We start from the raw sequence: 7676 nt of genomic DNA, 5'->3' as shown, positions 1-7676 counted from the left end.
CTAACTTTAGGGGGTCACTTCAAAGAGGCCTTTCGCTTTTTTATTATGGAAAGAAAAAACCGGGCAAGACCTAAGGTTCCGAGTAGCCACCAGCGTGTTGCGAGCGATTGGTTTGCCAACCAAAATATTGTCGTAGAAGTTGTGAAAGATAAGTTGTCGAGAATATCGAAGTAACAGCGTGCAAAGGCCACATCCATATGTTCACGGGCATTGCGATAAAAGAAGGAAAATCATTGGATCATCGTAAAGTAACGAAGGGGTTTTGACATGATAGAAGAAGGAGTGAGAGTTCAAGCTCACTCTTATTTTGTTTTATTGTCAACGACTTTATACTAGAAATCACTAGGTGTTCCGGGCTGTTATGGCTATTTGTTGACATTGTGACAACACTTCTATATCATTATACCGTCTTAGGCTTTAGACTGATAGATTGTAAGTTTTTAATGTGAAAGGAGAACAGGATTGTGGATGAACAAAAGAAAAATCAGCTAGGAGAGCTGCTGAAAGAGCATTTACGGCAAAGGTCTTTATCATTAAGGGAATTGAGCGAACGCACGCAAATTGATAAAGCGACTATTTCGAGAATCATCAATGGCAAAAGAAAAGCAAACCTGAATCATTTACAAAAGTTTTCAGACAGTCTTGGCGTTTCTTTTGATGAGCTGATGACGGCTGCCGGCTATACAATGGAGAAGAAGCAGGACAACGACTGTCCGGATATTCACTCATCAATTGATGAAATTGAAGACGTTTTGCAAACTTCAAATGTCTATGACCGGGGTTTTACGAAGGAAGAGCTGAAAAACAAATTGACTGAGTACCAGCAATATTCTCAGACAGAGGAAGGGAAGCGTACGATTCAGGACGAGTTTGCACATAAAGTCGAGAAAGTCAGCGGCATCGGTCCTTTCCTGACCCGTTTGCACGACATGTATTTCAGATTTACTTCGGGTCAGGGGACGCCGCGTGAAATGCTCCTGATAGGCGGTGCTTTGCTGTATTTCATTGCGCCTGTTGATGTTATACCGGATTATATTTTTCCGATTGGCTATATCGATGACGCCGCAGCGATTCAACTCGTCTTCAACCAATTGTCACCTAAATCATAATGGAGCATGTGAAAGATGAAACAAAAACAAACCAACATTGACATCATTCTTCTGCTCATTTTATTTAGTCTGTTTTGCATCAGTTTACTGGCTGTTTACAGCGGATCGGGGCAGTATGAAACACAGGACCCTTTTTATTTTGCCAAACGGCAGGTCATTTGGTATCTTGTCGGGTTTGGCATAATGGCAGGAACAGCTTATATCGATTACGAGCTGCTCGAACGATTGGCGCTCAGGTTATTTGTGGGAACTGTTTTTCTCCTCATCCTCGTTCATTTTTTTGGGACTTATAAAAATGGTTCACAAAGGTGGATAAGCTTCGGGGTGTTAGAAATTCAGCCTACAGAATTTATGAAGATTATTTTGATTCTTCTGTTGGCTTCGGTACTCAATCAATATCAGCATAAAAGGTTCTCCTTCACAGAGAGCATCATTCCGACGGGTAAAATCATGCTGTACACAATGATTCCGTTTTTCTTTATATTGATTCAGCCTGATTTAGGCTCTGCATTGGTGATTTTGTCGATTGCTTTCACGTTAATGCTGGTCTCGGGGATTTCAGGCAGAATGATCATGTCCCTGTCACTTGGATTCATAGCATTAATCGCCTTTTTGACGTTTTTGCACAATTATTACTTTGAGATGTTTTCAAAGATCATTAAACCTCATCAGCTTGACAGGATATACGGCTGGCTCAGCCCTCATGAACATGCATCTACATATGGATACCAACTGACGCAGTCGTTAGTGGCGGTAGGTTCGGGTCAGTTGACAGGAAGCGGCTTTACCCATGGAGTCCAAGTTCAAGGAGGGAAAATTCCGGAGGCTCATACCGATTTTATATTTGCCGTGATTGGTGAAGAGTTCGGTTTTTTGGGCGCCGTAACATTAATCTGTCTGTATTTTCTGATGATCTACAGAATTATTAGGATTGCGATGCGGTCCAATAGTCTGTTCGGTGTTTATATATCTGCGGGGGTTGCAGGTTTAATTATATTCCAAGTGTTTCAAAATATTGGGATGACAATCGGATTAATGCCAGTGACAGGGCTCGCTCTTCCGTTTATCAGCTATGGCGGCAGTGCGCTGTTGACCAATATGATTGCTTTAGGTCTCGTTTTCAGTGTGAATATCAGATCTAAGCATTATATGTTCGGCAGGGGGTGGGATTGAAGGTGCTTAAGGTGATTCTTTCCCATCTAAAAAAGCTTGATTATGTTTTGATCGCATCGGTTCTGTTTTTAACTTCGCTTGGTTTGCTGATGGTTTACAGTGCCGGCTACCCCCTCGGATATATAAAGCACGGTAATGGCAGCTATTTTTTTGTGAAGCAGCTGCAATGGCTGCTTATCGGTTTGACCTTTTTTTCGGCCGCCGTCTACTTCCCTTATAAAGCTTACGGCAAACTCATCCGGTTTTTAGTAAAGCTTTCTTTTTTGATGCTGATTCTCGTTTTGCTCCCGGGGATTGGGGTGGAGAAAAACAATTCCCAAAGGTGGATTCAAATCGGTTCGCTCATCATTCAGCCGTCTGAGGCCGTGAAGCTTGTGATGGTTATTTATTTTGCTTACGTGTATGCAAAAAAACAGAGATACATCGCCAATTTCGGAAAGGGCGTCATGCCCCCGCTGCTCATTTTGGCTGCCGTGTTCTTTCTCATCTTAAAACAGCCGGACTTGGGCACCTCCGTTTCGATCCTATTAAGCTGCGGAGCTGTTCTATTGTGCGCAGGCATCAGAAAACGGCATTTATTGCTTCTTGGGACAATGGCCGGGGCCGGCATTGCATATTTTGCTATGACGGCGCCGTACCGGTTAAGAAGGCTGACATCGTTCAGCGACCCTTTTCAGGATGAAAACGGAGACGGCTACCAGTTAATCAATTCCTACCTTGCCATTGATTCGGGCGGGTTCTGGGGAAATGGCTTGGGAAACAGCGTTCAAAAGCTGGGATTTCTACCTGAAGCCCATACGGACTTTATTATGGCAGTCATGACCGAGGAACTCGGCGGGGCCGGACTGTTGATGATCATTGGAGCTTACCTGTTAATGATGTTCAGAGGCGTGCGGATCGCTGTGCTAATCAATGATCCGTTTGGAAAGCTGCTGGCGATCGGCCTTACCTTCCAGATCATGATTCAAGCGTTATTTAACCTTGGCGCTGTTTTAGGCCTTCTCCCCATTACCGGAATTCCTCTTCCGTTTGTCAGTTATGGCGGTTCTTCGTTAATGTTCATGCTGATTTCAGCCGGAATATTGGTCAACATCTCATCACACGTTAAGCGGAGTAAAAAAAGTGAGGCCTATCTTTTATAGAAGGCCTCATTTTTAGTTGAATTTTGGCGTTTTTATTTTGTCTAAAAACTCCTGCACCGTTTTTCGGTATGTGTCCCGGTTTTTCGTATACGACATGGCGTGTTCACCGTTATCGGCAATATACAGTGCCTTCGGTCCAGGTTTCTTTTCATAAAGTCGCTCGGTTGAAGAAACGGGAATATAATCATCATCCTTACTGTGAATAAAGAGAACCGGTTTTTTGATTTTTTCAATGACAGCAAGCGGAGATACTTCGCCTGCGCGATAGCCGCCCCTCAGCTTCAAAAAGAAGTCGGCGATGGGGAGCAGCGGCCAAGACGGGAGCCTGTATTCCACTTTCAGCCGATAGGCAAGCTGTTCATCAAAACGTGCGAACGGGCAATCGGCAATATAAAAATCAGCGCCATCCTCACAGTGTTCACCAGCGTAAAGCAGTGCAGTCGCAGCTCCCATTGATTCACCGTGTATTCCGATTAATCCGCAATGGCCTGTTTTATTCTTGACCCAGCGGACAACCTCGCTGAGATCATCCTTTTCATAAAACCCGTAGCTAGTCGTCTTTCCGCCGCTTTGTCCGTGTCGGCGATGGTCATATACAATCACATTCCAGCCGAGACCAAGAAATAAATGCATATATTTAAGGGAATTCAGCACATTCATTGTTACCCCGTGACAGATAATGATGGTGTTAGGTGTGTCATGCGGTGCGATATGGTAGCCTTTTATATCATACCCGTAAGCGGATGGTATCACAAAAGCGGTTTTCTCCATTCGCTCGAAGGATTCAAACACATCGTGTCCGTCGTCTGTCTCTCTTTTGATAATGTCTTCATCTGTCTTTTTCTTGATAAAGAGAATGATATTTGAAAAAACAATTCCGATTGCGATAACAGCGGTTAAGAGAGCACCAATGGCCAAAAGGATTCTCTTCAAAAGTCACAGCACCTTTCAACTAAATACAGGAAATTTATACTTGAAATCATTATACCTAAACAGTGCTGTGCTGATCAAAAACTTTTCAGAAGAGAGTCCGCTTGTTCGATCTATATGCTCCGTGATAAACTGGCTTCAAAATAAAACATGGGGGGGAAGTCTGCGTGAAAAAACAAAAATCCGCTGACAAACACCAGTTAAAAGATGGCCTTCAATCCGACATCAAAGCAAAGCTTATGGAGATGAAGAGTCAATTGAAGGAAGAGGATGAAAAGAGGCAGGAAAGAGAAAAAGCAGAGCAGATCAGAAAGAAAAAAGAGATCGAAAAAAACAAAAGCTTTGAAGAGCTCCTTAATGAAAGCCCATTGGATTGGCAGCAATATAAATAAACCAGCACCCGCACAGGTGCTGGTTTTTTTGTTACGAGCGGTGCGCTTCGTAAACGTCTTGTTTCGTATGAGATTGGAGCGCTTTGATTTCTTCTTCGCTTAAACGCCGTGCGTTTGCAGCCTGAACGTTTTCCCGTAACTGCTCAATCTTACTGGCGCCTGTAATCACTGAGGCAACAGCCGGCTGTGCTAACAGATATTGCAGCGACTTTTCTGTCATGGACAGATCGGGCGCGACATTCTCCATCGCTGTGCGGGCATTTGTCAATTCCTCAAACGAATAGGATAAGTACCCGTTTTGTTTGATGCTGTCCGCCACTTGTGTAAGCGGTTTTTCAGTTAAGAGCCCTTTGGCAACCGGACCTCTGGCGACTACGCTGATTTGATGTTCCGCTAAAAGCGGAAGCCATTCCTCGGGGCGTCTGTCAAACAGGCTGAATTGCATCATAATACTGACGATATTTGATTTTTTTACATATTCTTTTATCACATTCGGGCGGATGGAAGAAATACCGTAGTGACGGATCACACCTTCTTGTTTTAATTCCTCAAACGCTTCGATCGTTTCATCAATGTTGTCCTCTATCGTGCCGCCGTGAAGCTGGTAAAGATCGATATAATCCGTTTTCAGCCGTGCTAGACTCTTTTTTACGGCTTCTTTTATGTAAGCTTTTGAAGGGTCCCAATACCAGCCTTCGCTTTCGTCATTCCAGCGGTTTCCCGCTTTCGTTGCCAAAATAATATCTTGGCGTCTGTTTTGGATGGCATCACCGACGATTTCTTCGTTGCGTCCGCGGTCATACAAATCTGCTGTATCCAAATAGTTGATGCCAAGCTCGATCGCTTCATCAAGGATGGACAAGGCTTTGTTTTTTTCAGTCCCAAGAGACATACAGCCGAGTCCGACTTCGCTTATTTCTAAATCAGATGTACCCAGTTTGCGCTTTCTCATGTGCACACTCCTTTTTTTAGGCTTTGTATTGACCGTAATATAAAGGAGCTAAAGTTTCAACTTTTACGGCTTAGAGACCCAATCTTTCACATATTGGAATGTGCGGCCGTACTCCTTTAACTTCGCTCGAATCTCCCATGCTTTTCCGACTAAGACAACACCTTTTGGCATGCGGCGCACTTTCACGAAGAAGCCCCCTTTTCTCTAGTATGATAAAATGTATGGGGCATTATATAGAGACAGAACGGGAGATGAAGAAATGAATTCATTAGAAGAAAAAACAATATCCAAAGAACAGATCTTTTCAGGTAAAGTCATTGATCTTTATGTTGAGGACGTGGAGCTGCCAAACGGGAAAACGAGTAAACGTGAAATTGTGAAACACCCTGGAGCTGTAGCCATATTAGCTGTCACAGATGAAGGGAAAATCATTATGGTGAAACAATTCCGCAAGCCGCTTGAGCGAGCAATCGTTGAAATTCCTGCCGGAAAGCTTGAAAAAGGGGAGGAGCCGGAGTACACGGCACTTCGGGAGCTTGAAGAGGAAACGGGGTATACAGCGAAAAAACTGACAAAAATCACTGCGTTTTATACCTCGCCCGGCTTTGCTGATGAAATTGTTCACGTGTTCCTTGCTGAAGAGCTTTCTGTACTCGAAGAAAAACGGGAGCTTGATGAGGACGAGTTTGTTGAAGTGATGGAGGTGACGCTTGAAGATGCGCTGAAGCTCGTTGAATCGCGTGAAGTATATGATGCAAAAACAGCCTATGCGATTCAGTATCTTCAGCTGAAACAAGCGCTCCAAGCACAAAAATGAAAAAGATTTACGCGGATTTGCACATTCATATCGGCCGGACCTTTACAGGAAGGGCTGTCAAAATAACAGGCGCCAAAACGCTAACACTGGACCGAATTTTAGTTGAAGCCAGTGAACATAAAGGAATAGACCTTCTTGGCATTATCGACTGTCATTCTCCGGAAGTCATCTTAGAGCTTGAGGAAGGCATTTCATCTGGAAGATATCACGAGCTTGACGGCGGGGGGATTCGTTATCGCAGTACGACTCTTTTATTGGGAAGCGAACTGGAGATTTATGATGAAGCCAGCAGCGGACCGATCCATGTGCTCGTCTTTATGCCGACGCTGGCTGATATGAAGCTGTTTTCAAACTGGCTGTCAGTGCGGCTGAAAAATATTCACTTAAGCTCACAACGGATTTATGAAACGGGCTTGAATTTGCAAAAAAAAGTGAAGGAAATGGGCGGACTGTTTATCCCCGCTCATATCTTTACACCGCATAAAAGCTTATATGGGAAAGGCGTTAAATCAAGCTTAACTGAGGTTTTTGATCTCTCTATGATAGATGCGGTGGAGCTTGGGTTAAGCTGTGATACAGACATGGCTTCACACGTATCTGAGTTGAATCAGTATACGTTTTTAACAAATTCTGATGCGCATTCGTTAGCCAAAATCGGCAGAGAATATAACGAACTATATGTACAGTCAGCTAATTTTACTGAATTTGTTCTTGCATTAAGGGGACAGGGTGAAAGAACAATTACCGCAAATTACGGCTTGGACCCGTTATTGGGGAAATATTATCTGACGGCCTGCGAAGCGTGCGGAGAACCTGCTGTGAGCGGGGAAACGGTGTGCGCGAATTGCGGAAATGCCAGATTTACTAAGGGAGTCAGCGAAAGATTGCGTGAATTGAGTGATCAGCCTGAAGATCGCGTCTCGCGTCCGCGATATGTACATCAGATCCCGCTGCAATTTGTTCCGGGTGTTGGTCCGAAAACGCTGGACAAACTAAAAAAAGCCTTCGGAACAGAAATGGCTGTTCTTCATGAGGCTGCAGAAGAAGATTTGGCTCGCGTTGTCCCGCCGAAAACCGCGGCTCTTATTGTAAAAGCGAGATCCGGAAAGCTGGAATTGAAAGCCGGAGGAGGAGGAACCTACGGGAAAATTAAACGGTGAG

At 44.1% G+C, this 7676-nt stretch carries 9 protein-coding genes; 6 read left to right on the top strand and 3 right to left on the bottom strand.

The genetic code is table 11. The features are described 5' to 3' along the window. Positions 1-464: 464 nt before the first annotated feature. From MOF34_RS16130 to ftsW, 3 genes are read left to right on the top strand one after another with little or no spacing between them, the layout of a single operon-like run. Positions 465-1109, top strand: a complete 645-nt coding sequence (locus MOF34_RS16130; RefSeq protein WP_268400840.1) for a helix-turn-helix domain-containing protein — start codon at positions 465-467, stop codon at positions 1107-1109. A gap of 15 nt (positions 1110-1124) precedes the next feature. Beyond that, a complete protein-coding gene (gene rodA, locus MOF34_RS16125; protein ID WP_268400838.1) occupies positions 1125-2282 on the top strand; it encodes a rod shape-determining protein RodA in 1158 nt (385 codons plus the stop codon). Then, positions 2279-3424, top strand: a complete 1146-nt coding sequence (gene ftsW, locus MOF34_RS16120; RefSeq protein WP_019714863.1) for a putative lipid II flippase FtsW — start codon at positions 2279-2281, stop codon at positions 3422-3424. The genes rodA and ftsW overlap by 4 nt, the downstream gene beginning before the upstream one ends. A gap of 12 nt (positions 3425-3436) precedes the next feature. On the opposite strand, the gene MOF34_RS16115 is transcribed toward ftsW, so the two are convergent. Beyond that, positions 3437-4357 carry an alpha/beta hydrolase gene (locus tag MOF34_RS16115; protein ID WP_268400835.1) on the bottom strand — a complete coding sequence of 307 codons (921 nt, stop codon included), beginning with the start codon at positions 4355-4357 and terminating at the stop codon, positions 3437-3439. A 164-nt stretch (positions 4358-4521) separates the two neighbouring features. Here MOF34_RS16115 and MOF34_RS16110 point away from each other — a divergent pair, with 164 nt between their 5' ends. Further along, positions 4522-4746 carry a YqkE family protein gene (locus MOF34_RS16110; protein ID WP_019714861.1) on the top strand — a complete coding sequence of 75 codons (225 nt, stop codon included), beginning with the start codon at positions 4522-4524 and terminating at the stop codon, positions 4744-4746. Between the two features lie 31 nt (positions 4747-4777). On the opposite strand, the gene MOF34_RS16105 is transcribed toward MOF34_RS16110, so the two are convergent. Both MOF34_RS16105 and mciZ read right to left on the bottom strand, forming a co-directional pair. After that, positions 4778-5698: an aldo/keto reductase gene (locus MOF34_RS16105; protein WP_019714860.1), complete on the bottom strand. Its 921-nt coding sequence runs from the start codon at positions 5696-5698 to the stop codon at positions 4778-4780. A gap of 63 nt (positions 5699-5761) precedes the next feature. Then, the gene (gene mciZ, locus MOF34_RS16100) at positions 5762-5884 is read right to left on the bottom strand and encodes a Z-ring formation inhibitor MciZ (protein ID WP_268400834.1); all 123 of its coding nucleotides are present in this window, start codon (positions 5882-5884) and stop codon (positions 5762-5764) included. A 73-nt stretch (positions 5885-5957) separates the two neighbouring features. Here mciZ and nudF point away from each other — a divergent pair, with 73 nt between their 5' ends. Beyond that, positions 5958-6515: an ADP-ribose pyrophosphatase gene (nudF, locus tag MOF34_RS16095; RefSeq protein ID WP_268400833.1), complete on the top strand. Its 558-nt coding sequence runs from the start codon at positions 5958-5960 to the stop codon at positions 6513-6515. Beyond that, the gene (locus tag MOF34_RS16090; protein WP_268400832.1) at positions 6512-7675 is read left to right on the top strand and encodes a TIGR00375 family protein; all 1164 of its coding nucleotides are present in this window, start codon (positions 6512-6514) and stop codon (positions 7673-7675) included. The genes nudF and MOF34_RS16090 overlap by 4 nt, the downstream gene beginning before the upstream one ends. The last annotated feature ends 1 nt before the right edge of the window (position 7676 follow it).

This window comes from Bacillus sp. T17B1, assembly GCF_026796395.1.
Classification (GTDB): Bacteria; Bacillota; Bacilli; order Bacillales; family Bacillaceae; genus Bacillus; species Bacillus spizizenii_A.
The sequence above is the reverse complement of the archived record's forward strand: the minus strand, read 5'-3'. Positions and strand labels throughout refer to the sequence as shown.